The sequence below is a fragment of the Neobacillus sp. YX16 genome (genome assembly GCF_030123505.1).
GTDB lineage: Bacteria > Bacillota > Bacilli > Bacillales > Cytobacillaceae > Neobacillus.
Genome location: NZ_CP126115.1, coordinates 261,447 through 287,149 on the forward strand (window position 1 = coordinate 261,447; position 25,703 = coordinate 287,149).

At 37.3% G+C, this 25,703-nt stretch carries 24 protein-coding genes; 17 read left to right on the top strand and 7 right to left on the bottom strand.

Annotated features, from left to right (window positions below):
• The first annotated feature begins 1 nt into the window (after position 1).
• Positions 2-712, top strand: a complete 711-nt coding sequence (locus QNH48_RS01415; protein ID WP_283953450.1) for a cytoplasmic protein — start codon at positions 2-4, stop codon at positions 710-712.
• Positions 713-1,059: 347 nt separating this feature from the next.
• Here QNH48_RS01415 and QNH48_RS01420 read toward each other — a convergent pair whose 3' ends face one another.
• Together QNH48_RS01420 and QNH48_RS01425 are read right to left on the bottom strand one after the other, a co-directional pair.
• The gene (locus QNH48_RS01420; RefSeq protein WP_095251843.1) at positions 1,060-1,260 is read right to left on the bottom strand and encodes a YdiK family protein; all 201 of its coding nucleotides are present in this window, start codon (positions 1,258-1,260) and stop codon (positions 1,060-1,062) included.
• Positions 1,257-1,979 (bottom strand): CPBP family intramembrane glutamic endopeptidase, encoded by a 723-nt coding sequence (locus QNH48_RS01425; RefSeq protein WP_133371862.1) that lies wholly within the window; start codon positions 1,977-1,979, stop codon positions 1,257-1,259. The genes QNH48_RS01420 and QNH48_RS01425 overlap by 4 nt, the downstream gene beginning before the upstream one ends.
• 280 nt (positions 1,980-2,259) lie before the next feature.
• On the opposite strand from QNH48_RS01425, the gene groES reads away from it, so the two are divergent.
• Both groES and groL read left to right on the top strand, forming a co-directional pair.
• Positions 2,260-2,547, top strand: coding sequence for a co-chaperone GroES (groES, locus tag QNH48_RS01430; protein WP_132096808.1), 288 nt, complete (start codon positions 2,260-2,262; stop codon positions 2,545-2,547).
• Positions 2,548-2,588: 41 nt separating this feature from the next.
• Positions 2,589-4,220, top strand: a complete 1,632-nt coding sequence (gene groL, locus QNH48_RS01435) for a chaperonin GroEL (protein ID WP_095251846.1) — start codon at positions 2,589-2,591, stop codon at positions 4,218-4,220.
• A gap of 114 nt (positions 4,221-4,334) precedes the next feature.
• Here groL and QNH48_RS01440 read toward each other — a convergent pair whose 3' ends face one another.
• A complete protein-coding gene (locus tag QNH48_RS01440) occupies positions 4,335-5,501 on the bottom strand; it encodes a site-specific integrase (RefSeq protein ID WP_283953451.1) in 1,167 nt (388 codons plus the stop codon).
• A gap of 61 nt (positions 5,502-5,562) precedes the next feature.
• The gene (locus QNH48_RS01445; RefSeq protein ID WP_283953452.1) at positions 5,563-6,558 is read right to left on the bottom strand and encodes a hypothetical protein; all 996 of its coding nucleotides are present in this window, start codon (positions 6,556-6,558) and stop codon (positions 5,563-5,565) included.
• Between the two features lie 132 nt (positions 6,559-6,690).
• Between QNH48_RS01445 and QNH48_RS01450 the strand changes: the two genes are divergently transcribed.
• The 11 genes from QNH48_RS01450 (at position 6,691) to QNH48_RS01500 (ending at position 19,276) form a co-directional block, all read left to right on the top strand.
• Positions 6,691-6,861 carry a helix-turn-helix domain-containing protein gene (locus QNH48_RS01450; RefSeq protein ID WP_283953453.1) on the top strand — a complete coding sequence of 57 codons (171 nt, stop codon included), beginning with the start codon at positions 6,691-6,693 and terminating at the stop codon, positions 6,859-6,861.
• A 5-nt stretch (positions 6,862-6,866) separates the two neighbouring features.
• Complete coding sequence (locus tag QNH48_RS01455; RefSeq protein ID WP_283953454.1) at positions 6,867-7,148, top strand: DNA-binding protein; 282 nt, start codon at positions 6,867-6,869, stop codon at positions 7,146-7,148.
• A 24-nt stretch (positions 7,149-7,172) separates the two neighbouring features.
• Positions 7,173-9,596 carry a DUF927 domain-containing protein gene (locus QNH48_RS01460; RefSeq protein WP_283953455.1) on the top strand — a complete coding sequence of 808 codons (2,424 nt, stop codon included), beginning with the start codon at positions 7,173-7,175 and terminating at the stop codon, positions 9,594-9,596.
• A gap of 407 nt (positions 9,597-10,003) precedes the next feature.
• Complete coding sequence (locus QNH48_RS01465) at positions 10,004-10,198, top strand: hypothetical protein (protein ID WP_283953456.1); 195 nt, start codon at positions 10,004-10,006, stop codon at positions 10,196-10,198.
• A gap of 110 nt (positions 10,199-10,308) precedes the next feature.
• Positions 10,309-10,698 (top strand): single-stranded DNA-binding protein, encoded by a 390-nt coding sequence (locus tag QNH48_RS01470; protein WP_283953457.1) that lies wholly within the window; start codon positions 10,309-10,311, stop codon positions 10,696-10,698.
• Between the two features lie 806 nt (positions 10,699-11,504).
• Positions 11,505-12,074 (top strand): restriction endonuclease subunit S, encoded by a 570-nt coding sequence (locus tag QNH48_RS01475; RefSeq protein ID WP_283953458.1) that lies wholly within the window; start codon positions 11,505-11,507, stop codon positions 12,072-12,074.
• Positions 12,075-12,093: 19 nt separating this feature from the next.
• A complete protein-coding gene (locus tag QNH48_RS01480) occupies positions 12,094-13,686 on the top strand; it encodes a type I restriction-modification system subunit M (RefSeq protein ID WP_283953459.1) in 1,593 nt (530 codons plus the stop codon).
• The gene (locus tag QNH48_RS01485) at positions 13,676-14,929 is read left to right on the top strand and encodes a restriction endonuclease subunit S (RefSeq protein ID WP_283953460.1); all 1,254 of its coding nucleotides are present in this window, start codon (positions 13,676-13,678) and stop codon (positions 14,927-14,929) included. Before QNH48_RS01480 ends, QNH48_RS01485 begins: the two co-directional genes overlap by 11 nt.
• Positions 14,930-14,952: 23 nt before the next feature.
• Positions 14,953-18,111: a type I restriction endonuclease subunit R gene (locus tag QNH48_RS01490; protein WP_283953461.1), complete on the top strand. Its 3,159-nt coding sequence runs from the start codon at positions 14,953-14,955 to the stop codon at positions 18,109-18,111.
• 345 nt (positions 18,112-18,456) lie between these two features.
• Positions 18,457-19,020, top strand: a complete 564-nt coding sequence (locus tag QNH48_RS01495; RefSeq protein WP_283953462.1) for a recombinase family protein — start codon at positions 18,457-18,459, stop codon at positions 19,018-19,020.
• Positions 19,021-19,102: 82 nt separating this feature from the next.
• Positions 19,103-19,276, top strand: a complete 174-nt coding sequence (locus QNH48_RS01500; protein ID WP_283953463.1) for a hypothetical protein — start codon at positions 19,103-19,105, stop codon at positions 19,274-19,276.
• A 378-nt stretch (positions 19,277-19,654) separates the two neighbouring features.
• On the opposite strand, the gene QNH48_RS01505 is transcribed toward QNH48_RS01500, so the two are convergent.
• Positions 19,655-21,307 (bottom strand): HNH endonuclease, encoded by a 1,653-nt coding sequence (locus tag QNH48_RS01505; protein ID WP_283953464.1) that lies wholly within the window; start codon positions 21,305-21,307, stop codon positions 19,655-19,657.
• A gap of 500 nt (positions 21,308-21,807) precedes the next feature.
• Between QNH48_RS01505 and QNH48_RS01510 the strand changes: the two genes are divergently transcribed.
• Positions 21,808-22,029: a hypothetical protein gene (locus QNH48_RS01510; RefSeq protein ID WP_283953465.1), complete on the top strand. Its 222-nt coding sequence runs from the start codon at positions 21,808-21,810 to the stop codon at positions 22,027-22,029.
• On the top strand, positions 22,029-22,457 hold the full coding sequence (locus QNH48_RS01515; protein WP_283953466.1) for a type II toxin-antitoxin system death-on-curing family toxin: 429 nt from the start codon (positions 22,029-22,031) through the stop codon (positions 22,455-22,457). The genes QNH48_RS01510 and QNH48_RS01515 overlap by 1 nt, the downstream gene beginning before the upstream one ends.
• 153 nt (positions 22,458-22,610) lie before the next feature.
• Here QNH48_RS01515 and QNH48_RS01520 read toward each other — a convergent pair whose 3' ends face one another.
• Together QNH48_RS01520 and QNH48_RS01525 are read right to left on the bottom strand one after the other, a co-directional pair.
• Entirely contained in the window at positions 22,611-23,447 is an 837-nt protein-coding gene (locus QNH48_RS01520; protein WP_283953467.1) for an ATP-dependent DNA ligase, read from the bottom strand.
• A 306-nt stretch (positions 23,448-23,753) separates the two neighbouring features.
• Positions 23,754-24,203 (bottom strand): hypothetical protein, encoded by a 450-nt coding sequence (locus QNH48_RS01525; RefSeq protein WP_283953468.1) that lies wholly within the window; start codon positions 24,201-24,203, stop codon positions 23,754-23,756.
• Positions 24,204-24,578: 375 nt separating this feature from the next.
• Here QNH48_RS01525 and QNH48_RS01530 point away from each other — a divergent pair, with 375 nt between their 5' ends.
• Entirely contained in the window at positions 24,579-24,995 is a 417-nt protein-coding gene (locus tag QNH48_RS01530) for a hypothetical protein (protein ID WP_283953469.1), read from the top strand.
• The last annotated feature ends 708 nt before the right edge of the window (positions 24,996-25,703 follow it).

The window sequence follows — 25,703 nt, forward strand, 5'->3', positions numbered from 1 at the left end:
AGTGGAAAAGGGTCAAAACCTAACGATTAACGGATCAGGAAATTACTCCGGGGGCCAATACGACAAAATTAGCATTAGGGGAGATGCCACGATTGTTTCTGATGTGGAATGTTCTACTTTCAATATCTATGGAACAAGTGAAGTGTTGGAAAATGTTAAAACAAAGTCTGTAAAGGTCTTTGGTGAGGCAGAAGTAAAGGGGAATTTGGATTCAGAGGAAATGCTGATTATGGGGACTATGACAGTCGGCGGCAGGGCGGCTTTGAAGAAAATGAAAATACTCGGAACTCTTGACGTTGGTGAAAGCTTAACAGGAGATGAAGCAAATATTAAAGGAACGATATCTGCAGGCGGTGACGTTGAATATGAAACCTTTGATTCATCAGGCGGCTTTGAAATTAAAGGTCTGCTTAATGCAGATAAAATTAATATTTCGTTACGGTTTGGGCAGAGTTTTGCAGGTGAAATTGGCGGCGGGTTAATCACGGTTAAGAAGAAGAGTAACACCCTACTGCCATTTGGAAAAGATACGGGGATGCTTACTGCCAAGGTTATTGAAGGGGATATCGTTTACTTAGAAAATACAAAGGCAGATATCGTTCGCGGCAAAACAGTGAAAATCGGGGCAGGCTGTCAAATTGGAAGGGTTGAATATTCAGCCGAACTGACACAGGACAAAAATTCAACGATAAAAACAAAGACAAAGCTTTAAGAAAAAGGTCTTTAATCAATGGAAAAATTGAATAAAATGGTAGGAAAAGTAGTTTAGACCTCTTATAGTGCCCATGATTCCTGCTTTTTTTGTTTTACGGTCACTATAGAGCCCTTATAGTGCCCATGACTCCTACTATTCTGGTTTTACGGTCACTATAGAGCCCTTATAGTGACCACGACTCCTGCTTTATTGATTTTACAGTCACTATAGAGCCCTTATAGTGACCGTGGCACCTGCTTTTTTTGTTTTACGGTCACTATAAAAACTACATTAAATTCATTGACTAATTCGTATTGACAATAAAAGGTCTTTTCACATTAGTGAAAGGACCTTTTTGCTTACGCTTATTTTTTGATTTGTTTTTTATATCTATTGTAAAAGAATATCATTCTTAAACCAGACCCGAAGTCAAAGGTGGCAAGGATAACGAGCAGGTAGCTGAAAAACCCCCAGCCGTTTAGTGTGACATCTTCGATTGCAAAATAGGTAAATAAGCAGCCAAGCACAATATAAATAATTCCGGATAACATGGGTGAACGTTTCATAAAAAGCCTCCGATAAAGTTTTGAATTGTTTCTGCCTTACGCATTAATTCAGTAATCTCATCTTTATAAACCGACTGCATGACGACAACTAATGTATTCATCGCAACATGGGCAAAAATCGGTACAAGGATATGTTTTGTTTTTACATAGAGAAATGCAAAAGTGAAGCCCATAGCTGAATAAAGCAGAATATGATGCGGCTCCATATGAGCTAAGGCAAAAATGACCGAGCTGATTAGAGCGGATAAAAAAAAGTTAAAACGTTTATGAAGAGTACCGAAAATAATCTTCCGAAAGACAATCTCCTCTAATATGGGGCCAATTACAGAGCTGACTAAAATGGCGAGAGGGAAGGATTCAATAATAGTAAGGATTTGCTGGGTGTTTTCTGATCCCATTTCAACACCAATAAGCCGTTCAATATTAGCAGCGAGGGATTGGGCAAATAAGGCTAGGAAGACACCAATTACTGCCCAGACCGCAGAATAGCTAAAGGAACTGCTTCTATCATTCAGCGCAGGTTTCTTCATTTCTGCTCGTAATAAGAAGAGAATAATCACTAGTGCAAGGGTGAAGCTGAAAATTAACCAGTAGGGGACAACCAGACCTCGATCCATCCCTAAGTATCCAAATAGAAACATCAGCCCTGGAATTCCAATAAGGCTCGATAACTGCATTGCTATATAGACAATTAATACTATCCAATATTCCCTTTTCAAATTTTATATCTCCTTTTGAGAAGCCTTCTTGTTATTTTAACCTATAGTTCATTCTACTAATAATGGGAGGGTTGTTTCAATTTTAATGTTTATTTTAAAAAAAGAAGTATATTCCTGGGTGTAATTCACATACTTGTAAAGTTGTAAAAAATAATAAAAAATATCGCTTCATACTTGCAAATTTTTTTTGCATTGATTATTATAATAATTGTGTTAGCACTCATGTTAAGAGAGTGCTAATAAGTCAGAATTACATATCTATTTGAGGAGGTTGTTTGATTTGTTAAGACCATTAGGTGATCGTATTGTCATTGAGCTTGTTGAATCAGAAGAAAAAACTGCAAGCGGTATCGTTTTACCGGACTCTGCTAAGGAAAAGCCTCAAGAAGGAAAAGTAGTTGCCGTAGGTACTGGTCGTGTGCTTGAAAGTGGCGAACGCGTTGCTCTTGAAGTTTCTGTAGGCGATCGTATTATCTTCTCAAAATACTCAGGTACAGAAGTTAAGTTCGAAGGAAATGAATATTTAATTTTACGTGAAAACGATATCCTTGCTGTAGTAGGCGAGTAATTTAAAAGATAGTTTAGATAATATGAGGAGGTTTTTTGAACATGGCTAAAGAAATTAAATTTAGTGAAGATGCACGCCGCGCAATGCTACGTGGAGTTGATGCGTTGGCAGATACAGTAAAAGTTACTCTTGGACCTAAAGGACGTAACGTGGTTCTTGAGAAAAAGTTTGGTTCACCTCTTATTACTAACGACGGTGTAACAATCGCGAAAGAAATCGAATTAGAAGATGCATTTGAAAATATGGGTGCAAAACTAGTTGCTGAAGTTGCAAGCAAAACAAACGATGTTGCTGGTGACGGTACTACAACTGCAACTGTTCTTGCTCAAGCGATGATTCGTGAAGGCTTAAAGAACGTAACAGCTGGTGCTAACCCAATGGGTATCCGTAAAGGTATCGAAAAAGCAGTTACTGTTGCGGTTGAAGGATTAAAAGCTATTTCTAAACCAATCGAAGGCAAAGAGTCTATTGCACAAGTTGCTGCTATTTCTTCTGATGATAAAGAAGTAGGTCAATTGATTGCTGAAGCGATGGAGCGCGTTGGTAACGACGGCGTTATCACGATCGAAGAGTCAAAAGGCTTTACAACTGAATTAGATGTTGTTGAAGGTATGCAATTTGACCGCGGATATACATCTGCATACATGGTAACAAACACAGACAAAATGGAAGCTGTTTTAGAAAATCCTTATGTCTTAATCACTGACAAAAAAATCTCAAGCATCCAGGAAATCCTTCCTGTACTTGAGCAAGTTGTTCAACAAGGCAAGCCACTATTATTGATTGCTGAAGATATCGAGGGTGAAGCACTTTCTACTTTAGTATTGAACAAACTTCGCGGAACATTCAATGCAGTTGCTGTTAAAGCTCCTGGCTTTGGTGACCGTCGTAAAGCAATGCTTGAAGATATCGCTGCATTAACTGGCGGTGAAGTAATCACTGAAGAGCTTGGCCGTGAACTTAAAACTACAACCATCACATCTTTAGGACGTGCTTCTAAGATTGTTGTAACAAAAGAAAACACAACTATCGTTGAAGGTGCAGGAGATACTGCTGCAATTGCTTCTCGTGTAAATCAAATCCGTGTTCAATTAGAAGAAACTACTTCTGAATTTGACCGTGAAAAATTACAAGAGCGTCTAGCTAAATTAGCTGGCGGTGTTGCAGTAATCAAAGTTGGTGCTGCGACTGAAACTGAATTAAAAGAGCGCAAACTTCGTATCGAAGATGCTTTGAACGCAACTCGTGCTGCAGTTGAAGAAGGTATCGTATCCGGTGGTGGTGTTGCCCTTCTTAACGTATACAACAAGGTTGCTGAAATTCAAGCAGAAGGCGATGTAGCTACTGGTATTAACATCGTATTACGTGCGATCGAAGAGCCTGTACGTACAATCGCTCACAATGCTGGCCTTGAAGGATCTGTAATTGTTGACCGCTTAAAGCGTGAAGCAGTTGGAACAGGCTTCAACGCTGCAACTGGCGAATGGGTAAACATGATTGACGCTGGTATCGTTGACCCAACTAAAGTAACTCGTTCTGCATTACAAAACGCTGCATCTGTAGCGGCTATGTTCTTAACAACTGAAGCAGTTGTTGCTGACAAGCCAGAACCAGCTGGTCAAGGCGGCATGCCTGACATGAGCGGTATGGGCGGAATGGGCGGCATGATGTAATAAGGGTATAACAACCCTTTTGTATCAACGTTTAGACCATTATTTTTTAAAATATGTCCTCGGTTTTGTCCTCGTCTTGCAAAAGACGATAAACCATGACTAAATAAATATCAACTATAGGAGAAGGCCTTTCATCAGTTTGCTGAACTGTTGAGAGGTCTTTTCTTTCATGCTTTGAGTAACATGCGTATAAATAATCATTGTTGTTTTTGTGTCTGTGTGGCCCAACTGTTCCATGACCTCTTTAATATTTGCTCCAGCTTCAACCATTAACGATGCGTGTGTATGGCGGAATGAATGAGGAGTAATATTCTTCTCAATTCCTGCTTTCTTCAGCAGCCGTTTTAGCCTAGTCTCAACCACTTTCCTTAATTGTGGATGCCCATCCTCACGAGCAAAGATAAATCCATTGTCCTGGTAAATGATTCTGTTCTTTAATTTGATCTCGATCTGTCTAATCCGATGTTTCTTAAACATGCCGATTAGCATTTCATCTATGCTGATAGTCCGCACGGAGCCGCTTGTTTTGGGTGTTAGCAGCTCATATTTTTCAAAATTGTTTGTAGGGTTATAAAGTGTTTTGGTAATCCTTAGAGTTCCTTGATTATCGTCAAAATCAGTCCATTTTAGAGCCAATAATTCCCCTATTCTTACTCCAGTATAGGAAAGTACTGAAAAGATAATTTGGTCCATTTCGAGCCCATCAGATTTAGTTAATTTAAGAAAATGAGCAAGTTCTTCTTTTTCAAGAAAGATAATGTCCTCTTCCTCTTTCTCCAATTCCTCAACGGTCAGTTGCTTTTTAGGTATCCTAAAGTCTTCAGTAGGGTTGATTTTCATTAATCCCTGTGTGACTGCTTTCCTAAATATCATCCGTCCACAAGCATGAATTCCGTCCATATAGTTGTGGCTATACTTCTCATTTAATTCTAAGATCCGTTCTTCATACATTTTCTTTGTAATCTTACTAATTGGATATGGACCCCATACAGAGATAAAATGTTTCATTTCTTTTCCTCGAGCTCTTACACTGCTCACCTTTACTCCGCTGCGGGTATAGCTCTTTAACCAATCATGGGCGAAGGTCTCAAAAGGCATATTCGATTCCTTTGTGAAGGTTCCATTATCTTTCTGAAGTTCAACGAGGCGAGCAGCTGCTTTCGCATCTTTTTGTGTTTTAAAACCACCTTTTGATACTTCAATCCGTTTTTTAGTAAGCGGATCAATCCCTAAATAAACATAATAGGTCCATGTTTTTCCACGTTGTTTAAATTTTGCCATTTTAAAAATACCTCCTTTGGTTTTCTTAAAGATTGAAAAGGTTACTTATAGTTTAGGAGGATCAAGAATCATCCTTCCTTATTCTATAAGCTTCCTGTTTGCATGCATCAGAACAATGTTTCCTTCTTTTTACTTTTATAAAAGGGAGCTGACATTTGGGATTCTGGCAAATTTCAACTACCATATTGGCATTAATTAATTTCCATAGATCGTAATAAATTGCGGTGATTAAATATTCGGTTGTCTTCTTTTCTAAAACATAAAAACCTAAAGCACTCTTTTCGGTTTCTATAATTTCGCTTGCCTTAATTACTAACCCTTTTGATGCATAGCGCTGAATGGAATCTCGCAGAACCTGGCGCCCAATTTTAATAAAGTCCGATGATTCTTCATCTGTGACATATACATGTGTAGGGGTACCATCGTACCAGTCTATGTGATAACCATTCTGCCTGTTGTTGTATGCTTGTTCTCTGATTCTTAAAATTGTATCCTCTATTTCTGCACTTAGTCCTCTATTTAATCGTGACAATGCTCGATATAGCTTTAGTACTTTTCTAACTTTTTCAATTTGATACCACCATAATTCTATTGGTTCGAAATATGTAAACCCCGGTGTTACGTTTGCGAATGCATCCCAATATGTTACAGAATAATCAGTGCCTAGGTGCTTTTTCAGACCCTCAAAAATATCAATATTCTTTTGCTCAAGAGTTAGTCCTAAATTTCCGTATGTAAACGCAAAATCAATTAACTGATCAATATTTTTAATCTTGGAAAATTTATTCGCGATACCTTCCAAGCTTCTATTCTCTTCAAGCTTTATATATATATAGGTTCTTGTAAAGCCGCCTACCATTTCTTCATCAGCTGCTGAAAAGTACCTTTGCCATCTATTAAATTCTTTTTGCAACGGGCCTTGTACTTTTCTCTTTTCATCATCAGTATCTTTCTTGATATTTAATACTTCCTCGTTATCTCCCACAATGTATCCATCACTTCTACATAAAGAAATTGACGGAATAGCGCTCATTATTTTTTCATCCAAAAAAAACAATTAAAATACCTCCTTTTGAAAATCTGTTACGAAATAAAGCTGTTTTTTAATATAATTTTGTAACACAACTTGATAAATTGATTATAGAAGAAGAAGAAGTAAAAAGCAATTCGAGAATGGAGGCAAAATTTTTTGAAGATTAACGGGGACCTAAAAAGAGCAAGAGGGAACATCCCTTATTCAGAAATAGCTTTAAAACTCAATGTAAGTGAAAGCACTCTATACAGATGGTTCAGGAGTAAGCTTTCAAAAGCGAAAGAAAAAGAAATATTAGATGTAATCATGAAAATTAAGGAGGGGTGATAGTTTTGATTGAAATAAAAATGGATGATGAACATCTTAAAAAAATCTATTTAGACGAAGTGCAGAAACGTTTAGATAAATTTGAATTACAGGTATTGCTATTGGATTCAAAGCAGCTTTGCAAATTGCTTTCTCTCTCATGGCCAACAGTGGAAAAAATCTTTTTAAGTGACCCGAATTTTCCTCGAATGAGGGTCGGTACAAAGTGGGTTTTTAATAGAAGAGAAGTACAGGTTTACGTTGATAGGTGGTCAGTGGAAAACAGGAAAAGAGATTTATATTTATAAAATAGAAAGAATCGGGGCGAAATAATGGTTGGAGCAATATATTTAAATTCTGAAGTAAAAGATACAATACAAAGACTTTTACCTGGCTCTAAACTTATAAAGTTGAAAGGCTACGCTAAGGGAAATGAAGACTACAGTAATGCTAAGCAACCGCTTGGAAAGTGGAAGGATGAAGCCGATCTAACCAACGAAGAGATTGAAAAGGCACTAGGAGGTGACCACTGGATAGGTGCAACTATTCCAGCCGGCAGGATTGTAATTGATGTAGACGATGTTGAGGCAGGTTCATTGCTTAGAGATTTACTTGAAACCGAGGAAGTAAACCATCATGCAATAAAAACCCCAAATGGATTTCAGTTTATCTTCTCCAAAACCGATAAGGCGAAGATAAGCCAGGTATCGAAGTTTTACAGTGCAGTAGGAATAATGATTGACACTAAACCGCCTTTATCTGGTTATATCGTTTGGCCGACAAAAAACACTAGAGGGAGATTGGTCATCACCCAGTCATTAGAAAAATTGGACGAGCTGCCCGATTACCTGAAGCCAGTATGGAATAGCAATAAGACTAAGGATTATTGTTTCCCAATACCATTTAAAAGCCTGGGAAACCGGAATAATACCCTTTATGATTTTGCAAGGCGGTTGTGGGCGAGCGGGGTAACAGAAGAAACCTTAAGAAGGGCAATGAACCTTATCTATAAACATTTTGTTTACGATAAGACGGATTTTCCACAAAGCCAAATAAACGCATTGGTGAAATCAGTACTTAAGCTGGAAGCCAGTAACACCATAAGAAAAAAACAGTATTCTAAACCAGAAAGCAGGACATCTGATGCCATTCCATATCCTTTTAACGCTTTAGGTAAAGCCTTATACATGGTTAAAGAAAAGGTTAATCGTGATGGGACTATTGATGAAAAAAATATTATGATTGCTCGCCATGTTCCTTATATCAAAAGAGAGTTACATAATATGGAGCAGCCACAGGTCTTTTATGAAATCAAGTGGGAGGATAATGGAAGGACATTAACGGAGCTAGTTCCGGGCGGGGCACTAGCAACAAAAAAAGAAATGATGCTGTTAGCAGATAAGGGATTCCCCTGTAACGACATCAATGCAAGGTTACTAATTCAATATTTTGATACTGTCCTGGCTTTCAATGAAATTCCGAGAGGGAAGATGGTGGAACGCTTAGGACAAATTAAAGATCACTTTGTACATCCGTTATTAGGGAGTGATTTTGAAATCCTCCCGAGCGATCATGGAGAGAAACAATTACACGACGGGTTCCAAGTATCAGGCACAATTGACGAATGGAAAAACAAGGTTTTCGCCAAAATAAAAAATCATCCGAGAGCATTGTTTCTCGTCCTGTCTTCTTTTGCCAGTATCTTGCTGCATGATTTGAAGGTGGATCCCTTCACGGTAGATATAGCCAGCAGCACATCACAGGGGAAAACTACAGTATTAAGGGTTGCTGCAAGTGTGTGGGGCACACAGCAGCTAATCAACGAATTTAATGCCACTAAGGTAAGTATAGAACGAAAGGCAGCATTTTTAAACAGTTTTCCCTTATTACTTGATGATTCCAGAAAAGCCGATGAAGGGCTACTGCAATCCTTTGTTTATACCTTCAGTGGCGGGAGGTCAAAGGGGCGGGGTTCATTAAGTGGTTCGCAAAGGGAGTCTACCTGGAAGAGCATAATGATAACGACTGGAGAAGTCCCGTTGACAGATTATGCAGCAAAGGCGGGTGGAGCTGCAGCACGTATTATAAGCCTTACTAATAGCCCTTTTGAAGGTGTAGATCACTCCTTCTTTACTGACTTGTATAAAGCTATAGAAACGAATTATGGAACAATTGGAGTAGAATTCATAAGAAAGTATCAGGTGAATAAAGAGGAACTACTACCGAGTTTTCAAGTAACTTGTGAGCATTATATGAAGAAGGCAGCTGGTAACGAAGTTCTCACAAGGCTTTCACTGTATTATGCAACCATACATTTTACTGGCAGACTACTAAATGCTCTTCTAAACATGAATATTGAATTAAGCCTATTAGATGAATTATTCGATGAAATAGCCCAAGAGAATAAGTCTATTGATAAGCCCAAACAGTTGCTTGAGGAATTGTTGCAGGATTTAGATTCAGACCGTGAAGCAATATTTTATTGCTATCATCCTAAAAAAAAAGTTAAGGCCATATTTAAAGATGAGGTACTGTCACTAACCCCTGCATATCTAAAAGAATTCCTGGGACCAGAAATGAAGATGACACGCTCCGAATGGAGGAAAAGAGGTTTTACTTTTAGTTTCGATTCCAAGGGCAAAAAGGTAGATTACAAGCAAATTAAAAAAGCAGGGAATAATTTACAAGGGGTTCCGCTGAATCAAGAAATTGTTAAAGAATTAGGGTTTGACTTCTCTGTAAAGCCTGTTAGGTAGGACGGGTAGAAAAAGAAACTTCCTAAACTCCTTCTTGTCCTACCTCTGAAAATACTGTTATATCAATGATATTTGGCTATAGGTAGGGTACGTAGGAAAAGTAGGATGAGAAAATAAATTTTATGTAAATGCAAAATTATAATTTTCTTAGCAAAGGATGTTGTAGTAATACATTATTTCCCTTCCTCCCTTCCTACTTTTTCTACCAATGGTCCCAAACGCTTTTGTTTCTAAGGCTGAACGGGTAGGAAAAACGGTAGGATGACGGCTTTTTCTAAAAAAATCGTATATTTGTCAATTATTTTTATAGTCCTGTCCTTAAAGTGGTTAGCCTTAGTGTTCCAAGGGGGATTGGGGACAGATAACGCGCAGACGGACATGTTTCCTTAAAGGAGGAGAAATGAAACATGGGAAATGAAGACCATCATTACCGGATTCAGCTGGAACGATGCTTAGTGATACTGACCTCAAAAGAAATCAACACACTACTTCAAAAGGACACAGAAATATTTGCAATGGCTTTAAAGCGAGGAAAGTACCTTTTAAGGGGGCAGAAGCAAAAGGGAAGGGAACAGGCAAAGTTTGAGAAAGTACTGAAATAATCATTTTGACTAAAGTGGCAAAGGCAATTATTTTATCTTAAACAACAGCGGTCACAACAAGCGCAATACAAAAGTCAAAATATGAAACTAAAACAACGGGGGAAAAATAAATGAATACAGTTAATTTAATCGGACGTCTTACCAAAGAGGGAGAGCTAAAATACTCTCAATCTGGAACAGCTTTTTATCGAAATACATTAGCGGTTAATCGCAAATTTAAAAAAGAAGAAGCAGATTTTATGAACCTTCTGGCATTCTCTAAAACTGCTGAATTAATGGGAAACAATTTGATAAAAGGAAGCCAGGTTGGGATTGAAGGGCATATCCAAACAGGCAGCTATGAGAAAGACGGGAAAAAGAACTTTACTTTTGAGGTTGTTGTAGATAGTCTCACTTTTATTGGCAAGAAAAAAGAAGATGATCCCCAAGGTTTCTCTGCCAATGCTGGTGGCGACCCATTTCAAAATGGAACAGTGATCAATGAAGATTTGCCTTTTTGAAGAGGAGAATTAATAATGCATTAATAAAAACACTAAGTGTAAGGTTTGCCGATTACCTATAGCGCAGGTAGCTCGGCAGCCTTGTTGAAAATAATGAACCTGCATCATTTGGACCAATTAGTCCTTACGTAAGGAGTGAATTCATTTGAGGATAAGATACAATTGGAGTGTTATAGGAAATACGTTTATTAATGCTGGACATCGTAGTAAAGTCTCCTTAAGGATAATCAGCGAAATGTTTGAGGTCCCATATCAATCAGTACGAAGAAGAGCGGCAGATGAAAAGTGGCATAATCGGCGTTTATATTTGTGGTATGAAGAGAATGCTACAAAGCATGAAAAATGTTAAGAATTTGCTTAGATTTATACTGCTGTCATTACTACAAAAACCTTGGTATTATCAGTGATAATTACTGTCTGGAATGTTTTAATATATTTTTTATAAGCTTTTGTAGCAAATATATTATATATGAGAATATGGACGGAAATTAATAACTGTTTCGGAAACCTAATAAAGAATTTGTAATGGAGAGGAGTACAGTCATAATGATTGCATTTCTCTCTATTTTTTTAGCAATAATGATTGTATCTAAGTTTTTAAGGGTGGAGAATGAAGCGGAAGTAACCGCCAGCCACCTGCTATAATCGCTAAGGTTTTGGAGTACATTAAGGAGCGGAATGTACAATTTTTGTGTAATTCTTAAAAATTACATATAAAATGTTGACGGGATATTTTCGGAGTGATATGATTTATCGTAGTTGAGATTAAGTAATTTTAAAGAAATACTTCTTAAGGAGGGCGGGATATGAAACTTGAAGATATCGTAACAGTTAAAATAGGAAGAAACCTTTCTAGAGGAAACGAGAAAAATGATCTAACTTTAATTGCTTATTCATACGAGGATTTAATGAATGATTTAGATGGCTCCTTTCTAGACTCACAAGCTAGTACTTATAGTGCAAATTCAAGTGATAAAAACGGTTATTTGAGCAGTGCGGGAGATGTTGTTTTCAGCTTTGTTAGTTCAAAAGCTGGGATAGTGAGTGACTTAAACCAAAGGAAGATCATTAACCAAAACTTTGCAAAACTCATTATTGAACATGATCAATTGGATAGCAGCTATTTATGTTATGCGTTGAATGAATCATACTCAATGAAAAAGCAAATGGCAATTTCCATGCAAGGAAGTACTGTACCTAAATTAACTCCAGCGATTTTAAAAGAGTTGGAAATCAAGCTACCTAGTATTGAGAAACAACGGACGATTGGAAAAGCTTATTTCTTTTTGAGAAAGCGTCAAGCTTTGGCAAAGAAACAAGCAGAACTTGAAGAGCAACTATATTTAGAAGTATTGAAGCAATTAGACCAACAATAGAAAAAGTGAGGAACACAAAATGGCTGAATTAAACTCAAAATTATTTAGTGCTGCAGACAATTTGAGAAGCAAAATGGATGCATCAGAATACAAAAACTACTTATTAGGATTGATTTTTTACAAGTACTTATCTGATAAGTTATTAGAAAAAGTAGTTGAAATTGCAGATGAATCTCTAGAAGAATACAACACACAAGAAAAACAAACTCAATTATATATGGATTTATTAGCAGATGAAGATATAAAAAATGACTTGATTGAAACGTTATTGGATACATTGGGCTACCATATTGAACCAGAGTATTTATTTAATGTATTAACCAATCAAGCTAAACAAAACACCTTTCAGTTGAATGACTTGAATAAGGCCTTTATCGATTTGGCTACGAAATATGATCAATTTAATGGATTGTTTGATGATGTGGATTTGAAATCAAAAAAATTGGGATCAGATGATCAACAGCGAAACATTACTATTACAGAAGTATTGAAGAAACTTAATGATATCGATGTGATAGGACATAATGGCGATATCATTGGGGATGCCTATGAGTTCTTGATTGGTCAATTTGCCTCAGAAGCTGGTAAGAAGGCTGGAGAATTTTATACACCTCATGAAGTATCTGATATGATGGCTCGTATTGCCGCAATTGGTCAAGAAGACAAAAAATTGTTTAGCGTATTTGACCCAACCATGGGCTCAGGTTCCTTGATGTTGAATATTCGAAACTATATAAACCATCCAGATAGTGTAAAGTACCATGGGCAAGAACTAAATACAACGACTTATAATCTAGCGAAGATGAACCTGATCTTGCATGGTGTTGATAAAGAAGATATGCGTTTACGCAATGGGGATACATTGAACAAAGATTGGCCGACAGATGAGCCTTATACCTTTGATTCTGTCCTTATGAATCCACCATACTCTGCAAACTGGTCTTCAGACGATACTTTCTTAGATGATTCTCGTTTCAATCGTTACGGGAAGTTAGCGCCAAAATCAAAAGCAGACTTTGCTTTTCTTTTACATGGGTTCTATCATTTGAAAGATTCGGGAACGATGGCAATCGTCTTACCGCATGGGGTACTGTTCCGTGGAGCTGCAGAAGGTGTGATTCGTAAAAAATTACTAGAAGATGGCAGTATTGATGCCGTAATTGGCATGCCAGCAAACTTATTCTTTGGGACAACGATTCCAACCACAGTCATAATCTTGAAGAAAGATCGTACAAGTCGTGATGTTCTATTTATTGATGCAAGTAATGAGTTTACGAAAGGAAAGAACCAAAATAAACTTTCCAAAGAAAATATTGATAAGATTGTCGAAACGTATAAGAAGCGAGAAGATGTTGATAAATATGCCCACGTCGCTACTTTTGATGAAATCAAAGAGAATGATTTCAATTTGAACATTACTCGATACGTAGATACCTTTGAGGAAGAAGCACCTATTGATATGGCTACAATTGGGTCAGCAATTCAAGACATTCGAAAAGAAAAAGCAGAACTAGAATCTAGTTTATTTGACATGATTTCTTCGCTACAATTTGATGGAGAAAACGCAGAGTGGATTAAAGGTGCACTAGAGGTGTTTAATCGTGAAAAATAAACGTACACCAGACATTCGATTTGCGGGATTTACTGAAGATTGGGAACAGCGTAAGTTGGGAGAACTACTTGAAATATGTTCTGCAGCTCGAGTTCACAAAAATGAATGGACAACATCTGGTGTTCGTTTTTTCAGATCAAGTGATGTAGTGTCTAACTTTAATGGAAAGAAAAATATACCAGCATTTATATCATATAGTTTATACGACGAGCTTTCTAAAAAATCTGGTATTGTGCAAACTGGGGATATATTAGTAACAGGTGGAGGATCTATAGGGATTCCTTACCTTGTGGAAGATCAAGAGCCGTTATATTTTAAAGATGCTGATTTGATCTGGCTTAAAAGTGCAAATAAAATTGATGGGTATTTTATTTACTCATTTTTTGTGACGCCTCAACTACGTAAATATATTTCAAGCATTACTCATATAGGAACAATCTCACATTATACCATTGAACAGGCGAAAGACACTCCAATAATATTGCCTGAACGAGTAGAACAAACCTTAATAGGTAACTTTTTTAAACAACTAGACGAAACGATCGCTCTTTATCAGCAAGAACTAACCACCCTTAAACAAACAAAACAGGGATTCATGCAAAAAATGTTCCCAAAAGAAGGGGAGTCCGTGCCTGATGTTCGTTTCCCAGGGTTTACTGGGGATTGGGAACATTGTAAGTTGGGCGAAATAATGGACGTAACCTCTGTTAAGAGAATCCACCAATCAGATTGGACGGATAAAGGGGTAAGATTTTTAAGGGCAAGAGATATAGTAGCAGCTTCGAAAAATGAGGAACCAAGTGACTATTTGTATATATCAGTTGATAAATATAACGAATATTCAAAGACCTCTGGGAAAGTTTCTCAAGGGGATTTGTTAGTAACTGGTGTTGGATCAATAGGAGTACCTATGTTAGTTACTGATGACGAGCCTATTTACTTCAAAGATGGGAATATAATATGGTTCAAAAATGAGCACAGAATAGAAGGTGATTTTTTCTACTATTCTTTCAAAAATAACAAAATCCAAAAGTATATTCGGGATGTAGCAGGAATTGGAACTGTTGGGACATATACAATTGATAGTGGGAAAAAGACACCAATCTCATTACCAAGCTTTGAGGAACAAACCAAAATCGGCAACTTCTTCAAACAACTAGACGATACTATCATCCTTTATCAACGTGAATTAGAAGCCTTGAAAGAAACGAAAAAAGCATTCTTACAAAAGATGTTTGTCTAAGCGAATAGAAGAGAGGAAGAAACATGACAAAGATACCACATAACGATGAAGCTGAAGTGGAACGTCGTCTGATTGAAGTGTTGGGGGATGGGCATAATCAGTGGAATTATCGTCCAGATTTAAAATCAGAAGAAGACCTATGGAAGAACTTGCGTCAAAAGATTACGCAAAATAACTTATCAGAAATTGGGGAATACCCCATTTCTGATAAAGAATTTGATACGATCAAAACTGAATTACTATCGAAAACAAAGACACCCTTTGATGCTGCTAGATGGCTCAAAGGGGAGAATGGAATCTCTCGCATTACGATTGAACGTGAAGATGTTTCCCTAGGTTCAATGTCGCTGGTGTTGTACTCCAACCAAGACATTGGGGGTGGAATCTCTACATACGAAGTTGTTCATCAGATTGCGAAACAAAGGACAAGCGTTGATGGTCGTAATCGTCGATTTGACGTGACACTTTTAATCAATGGGTTGCCAATTGTTCAAATTGAATTGAAACAGGTCAGTGCCAAAGACGGGGTATTCCAAGCCTATAATCAAATCAAGAAATACGCAGAAGAAGGGATGTTTAGAAATAATATCTTTTCTACTCTTCAGTTATTTGTCATTTCGAATGAACAAACGACTCGCTATTTTGCTAATGCGATGCCAAAAGACATGCATAAGAAATTTGTTTTTAGCTGGCGGACAACGGACAATCGAAAAGTAGAAAATCTCTATGAATTTGTTAAACAAGTCTTAAATATTCCAGATGCACATCGCTTGATTGCCAACTATACGATTGTGAGTGAGGACCAAGATAACAAAGCCTTAATGGTGTTACACCCGTATCAAATTCATGCAATTGAAGCCTTGTTTACATCTGCCATGAAACATGAATCCGGATATGTTTGGCATGCGACTGGTTCAGGAAAAACGTTAACAAGTTTTGTTTCTACGAAGTTATTGGCTCGCAAACCAGGTGTGGATCGTACCATTATGCTCATTGACCGGAAAGACTTAGATAATCAAACTACAACTGAATTCACCAAATTTGCTTCTGAGTTTAATACCGGTATTTCTTCTGGTAATGCTAAGTCTAATAGCTTGATTCTTGGAACCGGAAGTGCGAAGGAATTAAGTAATACCCTACTATCTGATGCCAATTCCAATACAGTGATTATTACCACTCGTCAAAAATTAGAAGCTGCCCTGCGCTACGCCCAAAAAATAGAAGATCAAAAAGGCACTCAGCGCTTTAAGAAATTACTGGGGCAACATATTGTGTTTGTCGTAGATGAATGCCATCGTGCGTTAAGTGCAGAAGGAATGGAAGGGATTAAGGGATTTTTCCCGAAGTCAACATGGTTTGGATTCACAGGTACACCAATATTTGATGTAAACAAGAAACAAGCTAAAGGCCGATTAGCTCGCACAACTCATGATCAATATGGGGAAGTCTTGCACACCTATACCATTAAGAATGCGTTAGATGATGGGGCTGTTTTAGGGTTCCAAGTAGAGCACGAAGATACGATTGAACCCACATCATTAAATAATTATATTTTTAAGCAACTGCGTCAAAATGAAAAATACGCCAATGTTAGTGATGATGAAATTAATAACATCATCGATCAAATGGATGGAATGGAAAAGGAAGCATATCTTGAACCATCTTCTTTCGAAAGTGATGAACATATTCAAAAAGTCATTCATAAGATTTTTAGGCCGGATAATGCCTATACCAAATTTGATTTCCAAAATGGTCGCCCACAAAAGTCTGCCATTTTAACAACAAGTTCCATTGATATGGCGAAACGTTACTATCATGCAATCAAGGAAATGACCAAAGATCCAGAATGGTTGACGAAGGAATTTGCTGGACATCCAATTCGAACGGGGCGTACGATTGAAGATCCGGATTTCCCACGAATTGCCATCACCTATTCGATGCAAGAAAACGAAGATAGTTCCAAACAAATTCAAGATGAAATGAAAGAAATTATCAAGGATTATAACGGTTATTATCATACTGCTTGGTCGATAGAAGATATTGAACGATATAATGGAGATATCAACAATCGCTTAGCTCGTAAAAAAGCAGAATTCAAAGAATTTGGGAAACAAATTGATCTTGTCATTGTCGTAGATCGCTTATTGACTGGATTCGATGCACCAACGATTCAAACGTTATTTGTGGATCGTAATTTAAGCTATGCCAATTTGATCCAAGCCTTTTCTCGCACTAATCGTACCTATCCTGGAAAGACAAAAGGATTGATTGTGACATATCGGAAACCTTGGACAATGGAAAAAAATGTAAAAGACGCTACGAAGTTATATTCTGAAGCACAAGAGGAATCTAATCTTGTTTATCCAACTTATGATGAATCGAAGAAACGCTTCAAAAAGGCTCACAAAACATTGCAAACACTGGTGCCAAATCCAATCGATATTAACGAGCACTCACCTCTTGAAATCCGGATTGAATTTGTGAAAGCTTTCCAAGAATTAAACAATGCCTACGAAGCTTTAGTTACGTATGATGATTACAACGATGATATGGAAAAATCAGCAGCACTTCAAGAACAGGTGAAGACCTTAGAAGAATATATTGGCGTATACAACACGGTTAAGGGTTCATTAGTAGATGAAGGGGACCAAGGTGGACCGAGTCCAGATTTTTCAGACATTGAATTCTATGGAGAAAATGCGATTAAGATCTATGATATTGACTCAACTTATATTGACCGACTATTAGGAACGTACTCAGCCAATAATCAAAATATCCGTGACGAGATCGAAAAAGCACTTCAAAAACTGAAGAAATCAGAAATTGTTAAAGACGTGTACCGTGCGATTTTAAACGCTATTGATGCCAAAGAAATAGATCCAGAGGAAGATATTCTTGTAGTGAAACGACACTTCTTTACTGAATCCTATAATAAAGCGATTGAAGAATTTGCGAATACCTGGTTTGTGGAAGAAAATGAGCTGCATTTATCCGCGATTCAATATGTGCTAGGAACAGACCCTATTCCGAATATTGGGGGAATCATCAACAGCAAGCAATTTGATAAGTATAAAGCCGTACATCCAGATGCAAAACCATTGAAATACGGACCAGAAATGAAGCGTCAGTGGAGAAAGACATTAGATGAAGTCATTGTACCCTTGGATGATGAGTTGAGATAAAATCGTTTTGAAATTAACGCCTATCTTTATAGGAGTCAGAGACGTAGAATTTTTTTATAGGTAATTTATAATGATTAAGGCAGCCTGAATATTGAATCCAATTACAATTTTGAAGAACTTTTTCCGAACCTAAGAGGCGCATGAAATATATTCATGCGTCTTCTCTATTTAAATAGGTAAGTGCTATTCCAACATATATAATTAAATCTGTATATGCTATCAACTCACGGAAGTGTCATAACTTAAAAGTTTTGACTACATCTTTCCAGTGTGGTAGTATCAGTGTATACAACGGTGTCATAACTTAGTGTCATAAATATATATGCAAAAAGGGGGTTAATCACTATGAAATATGGTTATGCCAGAGTAAGCACGATACAGCAAGATTTAGAATCACAGCTTCAGGCGTTAAAGAATGAAGGCTGCGAAGTTATCTATTCGGAGAAATTCACAGGGACGAAAGCAGACCGACCAAAATTTAAGGAGGTACTGGCGAAGCTGGAAGCAGGCGACACATTGACCGTAACTAAGCTAGATCGCTTCGCACGTTCTACAGTAGACGCGATCAAAACAGTAAAAGAGCTATTCGAAAGGGGCATAAAGGTACACGTCCTTAATATGGGGCTAGTTGAAGACACGCCCACAGGGAGACTGATACTAACAATTATGAGCGGCTTCGCAGAGTTCGAGAGAGATATGATAGTTGAACGAACCCAGGAAGGGAAAGCATTGGCAAGGCAGCGTGAGGATTTTAGAGAGGGGCGACCAAGGAAATTTAAAAAGGCACAAATAGAGCATGCACTGAAGCTCCTTGAAACCAATTCTTACAATCAAGTAGAGGATATAACCGGTATAAGTAAAAGCACGTTAATAAGGGCTAAGAAACGTCAGGATCAGCTTAGTCATTGAAATGGAAGTACAGAGTAATATGAGTCGACCATTTAGGTCGATTTTTTATTTGAAGTATATAAATTTACAGGATAAAAGGTCGATGGTTTTAATTACAATCAGAATACTAACAGCAGTTACAACCATAGTTATGGTTGTAATACCGTTACCTATTGTTGTAATCACTGCCAAAGAAATTGGTACAGTTGCCATCATTGTTACAGTTCTTCTTAGTAAACTAAAAGGTGCGTTAGTTGAAAAAGAATGGGCTGCATAGGTTAACTAGACCATAAAAATCTGCGTACATAATGTTCAATATGTACGCCTTTTTGGTGGAAATTCAAAATCTTTTACACATTAAACGGACCAAATGAAATATGTCCACTATGTATAATATATGAGCTTTAGCGGTCCCTTTTCTTTGAAGAAGGGTCGTGTAACCTTGATAGGTGTTGGAGTAGAGTTATCCTGCTCCCTATCCAAGTGAAACACTATCCTGCATGGTTCAAAGTCAAAGGCATATATTATACATATCTAATATGTAAGAGCCTTTTAAATTCAAGGAATTTCCACCTTAGACTTGATAACAGTTGCAGCCTTTTCTTTGAGGAAGTTAGTTATAGAAGGAAATATAAACTTTAGTGGAGAATTTAATCTATGCCGTAAACACTACTTTTTCATTCCAATAATCATTAACCTGTTTGATCCATTGGCGAAATTCGTCTATATTTTTCTCGAATTTTGCCACATTACAATTCTTGCAGCATGGTACAACATTTTCTTCCGTATAGCCATTTGTTCCATCTTTTCGGTCAAGACCATTATAGAGTACGATGGTATCCGTTCTGGGCTTTCCAGTTTTATTATCTTTCAAATCCTTTGCCACATTGCTGTGTGGCTCCCCGCAATAGAAGCAAGGCTGAGTAATGAAAGAACAGAATGCTTCAAAAGGGAGAACATCGTTAAATCCAAGAATGTTTTTTGAACGGGATTTTACTTTTTTATACAAGTTTGTCATGATAGCTGTAACCCTGTCTTGGTGTTTGCTTTTAATAAATAGGCTGTTAAAGCATCCACAACTAATGGTGTTGCCCTTATTTACCTCATATTTATCTGCCGTGTGTGGGTTTCCGCAAACACATTGGCAATGTAATTTAATATACGATTGCCCACTTGGTCGAATGTGGCGTTCATAGGAAAGGACGGTTAACCATCCAAACGTCTTTCCAATCATTTCATCGGGTGTATAGGTTCTATCAGGTCGGGGAGGATGTGAAATGGGAGTCACCTCAATTGGAATATGCGGTTTCCATTTAGGAATTACCCCACCGTTTACTACAAATACTTGATATATTTTCAAAATCAAAGCACGAAATTCTTCATAGGAAAGTTCTCCTTTCGCTTTATTGCAATGTGTGCAGCAAGGCACTACGTTATTTATGATATACCCCTTTTTATTTTCGACACGGTCCAAGCCATTCACCCATATCGCGGCTTCTGGAAGTACATGCAATTTCCTCCCTGAGTCCCGGTCTTTCAGCATGGCACTAAAAGGATCGCCGCAATAATGGCAAGGGAGCTGGATGAAGTATTTGAATTCTTCAAAGGAAATAATATCTGTAAATCCTAATTGTTTTGTACGTTTAACGACAGAGCTGTGATAGTGGTTAAGGAAAATCGCGTAAAAACGATCCGTATAACGATTAGAGGGAAAGTGTTCGCACCCGCAATGTGTTCGATTTCCATTTTCAAGGTCGTATTTTTTTACTGAAACCAACGCAGGATTTCCGCAGTCGCATTGACATAAGTATCTGATTTCTACTTTTGTTTTTAAACGGTGCCGTACTACTTCTTTTGGAACTAATTTTCCGAATTTCACTCCCAGCAGAGGAGTGTGATCTCTTGTTCCTTGCTTGCATCCGCAAGATTGAGTTTTACCGCTTATCACGTTATGAGCCTCTTTATCCACTGTTTCGTCTGGATTGCAGTCACAAATACATTTGAACAAATATCTATAATAGTTTTTATCTTTGAAGGAGTAAAAACCAACAATGACTAAATCTCCAAATCGTTCACCAATATGCTTTTCGAAATCTCGCTTGTTACAGCCGCCACATGTATCTGTCTTACCATATACAACGTGTCGAGCTTCCTTATCAACGATTTCATTTGGATCGCAGTCGCAGACACATTTGAAACGATAACGGTAACTACCTGTATCTGTTTTCTCTGAATAATACTCAATAATCTTCAAGCTACCAAACTTTTCTCCAACATACTCTTTGAAACGTTTCTTAACAGTTGTCATATCTATCACCACCATTCTATTATTATTAATTGGAGTGGAGGATATACCATTTGATACCAATGAAAACAGAGCAAATTTTTCGTTTCTACTTTTATTGATATCTATTGGGGGATACGCTTACGCATATCGTTAGCTCACAGGAACGAAGGAGCATGGTTGCTCTTGACAATGCGGTATAAATGAAATTGGGTCCAAAATAGTTAGATTGGAAACTTTAGTTTCTAACTGGAAAAAGATAGATTCGTTGATAAACTGCAACCGCGAAAGATAAAGGGATTTTTTATCGCAATGCGGAATGGCTGCAACTATTGCGCGTTTAAAGACATATGCAAAGGGGAATAGAAGGTAGTATATTCTATCTTCGTTTTCGTTTTGTAACATTTTTTTACTTTTTTGCGAAATTTGTTCAACACAAATTCCACCGTGTATGGTATTATATGTATAAATCTTGTGCTACCTTCCGAAGATAGAGAATATAATCTCTAAAAGGGGGTGATAGCGTGAAACAAGATTCTTCTAATCGGGACAATCTGTCTGATAATTCAGAAAAGAACAAAAAAGAAGTAGGGGAAGAAGACATGGCAATAGCTGAAAAGGAGTTGAAGACAATGCAACAACTTCAACAAAAAAAGAAATTAACTCGGAACGAAATTAGAGACGCTATCCTAAAAAGATCCATACAAAACAACTACAAAGCACTAGAAAGGCTTTCCCGCACTTAATGTCTGAAATTGAGTATTTAACATTAGAGGATATTATCGAAGCTCATAAAAAGGGATACAAAGAATTCGGAGGTGGCGCACCATACCACGCGGATTTTAACTGCGTTGCAAGACGTGCGTTTGACCCACAAGCGGGATTTGGAACACATGAAGAATACCCTGGACTATTCCTAAAGGCTGCGGTTTATTTTCATCGCATTATTACGTCTCATTGTTTTTCAGATGGAAATAAAAGAGCAGCGATACTTTCTACAGATTTATTTTTAGTTTTGAATGGATATGAATTGAGCGCGTCGGAAGATGAATTATTTGATTTTGCTTTAACTGTGGCTGATCACGAAACTAGACCTCCAGTGGAGGATGTTGAAAATTGGATAAGAAACCATGTGAAACCATTAGACTTCGATGAACTCTCTGATTACTTGTAAAAGCGGAATCGCGATTACAAAGGAAATCGGGGAGTTTTTGTTTTGCCAATAATAAATGGTGATTAGTAGACATAAAGGGAAGTAACATACCTAATCCGTAAGTAGATATGGATGAAACTTTTTAAAGGCATTTCCATTAGTGAAAGGCATTCTTTATGCATTAAATGAAACGTAGGATGGCAGTCTTAGCAGACCGGTCTTCGTTATATTTCTATATTTAACATAACATGATTTAGGTTCAATAAAGATAAACTTATCATTCTCGTCTTTCTTTGGCATTTGGTAGATTTTCTTTCTCTCTTCTTTTGGCATACCTAACTCCATTATCCCCGCATATCTTCCATCTTCATATGATAAAAGCAATCCAAATTTTTCTTTCCGGTACCCGTTAACAACCACATTAGCATATTGGTAATTAATCACCTTGAGCCATGAGTGTGATCGTTTCCCAATTTCATAGGTGCTGTCCTTCTTCTTTAGGACAATTCCTTCGAGGTTTTGCTCTTTAATGAGGTCAAAGAGGGCTACGCCGTTGCTTTCAATGCTCATTACTTTAGATAGAATGGGCGTATTAACTGGTATGATCCCATCGAGGATTTCTTTTCGTTCATAAAGCGGCAGGTGGGTTACCTTCTCGCCTTTTTGGTACAGCACGTCAAATACAACGAACGATACAGGCTCATGCTTCGCCATATATTTTACCTTGTCTGAATTGAAGATTGAAAACCTACTCATTACTGCTTCGAAATCTGGTTTGCCAGAAGAATCTGTGACTACTACCTCACCATCCAGAACTGTTCCTTTAGGTATGTCCAGGTTCAAAAGTTTAGGGAAACGAGTGGTAATATCGGTATGATGGCGCGTATAAAGCTTTTTATCTTCTATATGGGAATAGATAAGTCGGAACCCATCCATTTTCAGTTCTGAAACATAATCATCATGATTGAATGGTTCATCCGTTTTATGAAGTAGCATTGGGCTAATAAACATACTTATCACCTCATTATAATGATACTACGGAAATGTTTTGCATGAATTAGGAGGTTGTTGGAAAGAGTCTAATCCAAGAAGAATAAACACTATTTTATGTAGGTCTTATTCAGCTAAAGGTATAGTTTAGTTAAATAAAGTTAATGGATCGACTCGACTCACCTGACCTTTTTTCGTGACTTAAGGGCATTCCCACAAGAAAAAGGTATTATAGTATAAAATATGGTAAGCAACAACATAGAAAGCATAAAAAACCACCTATCATAAAGATTGGTGATTTTTTTTACTTTTAGAACTGTTAAGGGGTTACTGGTGGAAAACAATGGCATTGATTGATCTATCTAGAACTATCTCGAAGTCAATATTATCTTCTTGTGTCTCATCACCACGTGTAACTTCTATGTTATATAAATAGGTGCCGGGTAAGAGAGGTACATCTGTCCACGTTAATGTAATAGCGTCAATGACACTGCCGAGTTCACCTACAAATTTCATATTTCCTCTTTCTCCATAATTAACAGATGTGAGGACAGTTGCATCACGCCTGAGATTGAAGGCTATAGTAAAACCCCATTGGCTAGCTTGTTCAAGTGCTCTAACAACAGTCTCGACCATTGCATCTATTTTTACTCGTTCATTTGGTAACGTAGTTATAACAGGAACTGAAATCACAACAGTTGGAGTTGCTGGTAAAAGAGTTATGGTATCGCTCGCTTGGTTAAAAAAATAACTTGGACAACAAATTCTTAAGCCCATTTAATCACCTCCACTACATTATGTTATTAACAGTATATGTGTTAGTAATGGATAGGGGTGGACGAACAGTATAGAATAAAAGCATAATTTTATAATAAAACTAACCAGAATTAAACGGGTATGAAGGTCCAAGTAACATAGATTTGTGAACTTAAGCTAACAATTGCTTTAGTTGAATAAGAAAATAAAATCATTAAAAAACACCGTGATTAATTACGGTGCCTTTTTGTGTGCCAGTTCATACTGAACCGGTTAAGATATGGCTGTTTTTTTACTGTTCAAGGTTAATAAAGATGTTGAAATATTGTAACATGCAAAGCAGCATGCAAGTTAATTAACGATTATGCTTATATGGAAAACCGAAGGAGGTATTTCATGGAGGTATATCAAGCAGATAAGCAATTTGTTTTAGGAGTGGCTGGTGGGGAAATCTATTCTTTGAAAAGCGGACCTGAAGCTATTATTTCGGTCAACAGACCAGTTCCAACTAAGATGTGGACAATACCCACGATAATAGATAGGAACTTACATAAGGGAGAAGAATGGAGAGTAACCACTGAATTTAGGCAATTTTTATGTGATGATAGAAAAGTATATATCCTTCAATTTGACTACCATAGAATAAAACCTGGATATTGCGGTGGAAAAGCTGAATTTTTTCTAACAGAGGAAGACGTGAACAATAAGATAGAATCTCTACGCAAAACAAGTCGAGTGTCTGAATTTACCTGGGACCCAACCATTCCAACATGGAAAGAAGTTCAATTTATAAAGTATTATCGAAAAGTTTAAAGGTGATCTATGAGACACAGTATGGAAAAAATTATACCGCACTGTATTTAGTTTAGGTATAGTAGAAGGGGCTATTACTTAGCTTCTTTTTTATATTGTCTAGAATAAGAATAAGCCCATCTCATCGGAGAGGGCTCTATTACTAATTCTTATTGCGGTATAAAGCAAATCCAGCACCTTTTAAAACTAATTCCTTTCCCTATGTTTTTTTGAACAAGTGCCTCTTTTAGCCTAAACAATGCTATTTCTTTTGCTGCCTCTGGTGTATTACCAAATCAATAAGCACGATTAGGGGGATAAAGTGATGAAAAAGCTGTTGGTATTAATCAGCATGTTGTCGGTGTCGATTGTAGATTATGGCAGAATGCCCGTTTTGTTTAGGACATGCTCCCTTTATATACATTGTCCATATTTTATATAAAAAAGGGAGTGGTGTGAAACCATGAAAAATCCATATAACTGTTACTCTAACCCGTGTCACTATACGCAATTATGGTGTTGTGAGTATTGGACAGGCAGAAGTTATTATAGGAAGTGCTTTTCAGATGGATGTCCTTATGTACACAATGGAAATCCTTTGTGGAATCAATGGGAAGTAGACAGCTGTTCACAGTGTCAATAAAATATTGAAAATAGAGAATGAAAAAACCTTTCGAGATTATCGAAGGGTTCTTTGTTGGTGTTCATTTGGAGCAAGGCCGTGATCAG

What these genes read in the sequence shown, in the direction of transcription:
- QNH48_RS01515 (WP_283953466.1), top strand. Translation starts at nt 22,029, where the DNA reads ATGTCTGAAATTGAGTATTTAACATTAGAGGATATTATCGAAGCTCAT.
- QNH48_RS01460 (WP_283953455.1), top strand. Translation starts at nt 7,173, where the DNA reads ATGGTTGGAGCAATATATTTAAATTCTGAAGTAAAAGATACAATACAA.
- QNH48_RS01440 (WP_283953451.1), bottom strand. Translation starts at nt 5,501, where the DNA reads ATGGCAAAATTTAAACAACGTGGAAAAACATGGACCTATTATGTTTAT.
- QNH48_RS01475 (WP_283953458.1), top strand. Translation starts at nt 11,505, where the DNA reads ATGAAACTTGAAGATATCGTAACAGTTAAAATAGGAAGAAACCTTTCT.
- QNH48_RS01465 (WP_283953456.1), top strand. Translation starts at nt 10,004, where the DNA reads ATGGGAAATGAAGACCATCATTACCGGATTCAGCTGGAACGATGCTTA.
- QNH48_RS01505 (WP_283953464.1), bottom strand. Translation starts at nt 21,307, where the DNA reads ATGACAACTGTTAAGAAACGTTTCAAAGAGTATGTTGGAGAAAAGTTT.
- QNH48_RS01420 (WP_095251843.1), bottom strand. Translation starts at nt 1,260, where the DNA reads ATGAAACGTTCACCCATGTTATCCGGAATTATTTATATTGTGCTTGGC.
- QNH48_RS01525 (WP_283953468.1), bottom strand. Translation starts at nt 24,203, where the DNA reads ATGGGCTTAAGAATTTGTTGTCCAAGTTATTTTTTTAACCAAGCGAGC.
- QNH48_RS01520 (WP_283953467.1), bottom strand. Translation starts at nt 23,447, where the DNA reads ATGTTTATTAGCCCAATGCTACTTCATAAAACGGATGAACCATTCAAT.
- QNH48_RS01530 (WP_283953469.1), top strand. Translation starts at nt 24,579, where the DNA reads ATGGAGGTATATCAAGCAGATAAGCAATTTGTTTTAGGAGTGGCTGGT.
- QNH48_RS01480 (WP_283953459.1), top strand. Translation starts at nt 12,094, where the DNA reads ATGGCTGAATTAAACTCAAAATTATTTAGTGCTGCAGACAATTTGAGA.
- groL (WP_095251846.1), top strand. Translation starts at nt 2,589, where the DNA reads ATGGCTAAAGAAATTAAATTTAGTGAAGATGCACGCCGCGCAATGCTA.
- QNH48_RS01490 (WP_283953461.1), top strand. Translation starts at nt 14,953, where the DNA reads ATGACAAAGATACCACATAACGATGAAGCTGAAGTGGAACGTCGTCTG.
- QNH48_RS01470 (WP_283953457.1), top strand. Translation starts at nt 10,309, where the DNA reads ATGAATACAGTTAATTTAATCGGACGTCTTACCAAAGAGGGAGAGCTA.
- QNH48_RS01495 (WP_283953462.1), top strand. Translation starts at nt 18,457, where the DNA reads ATGAAATATGGTTATGCCAGAGTAAGCACGATACAGCAAGATTTAGAA.
- QNH48_RS01500 (WP_283953463.1), top strand. Translation starts at nt 19,103, where the DNA reads ATGGTTTTAATTACAATCAGAATACTAACAGCAGTTACAACCATAGTT.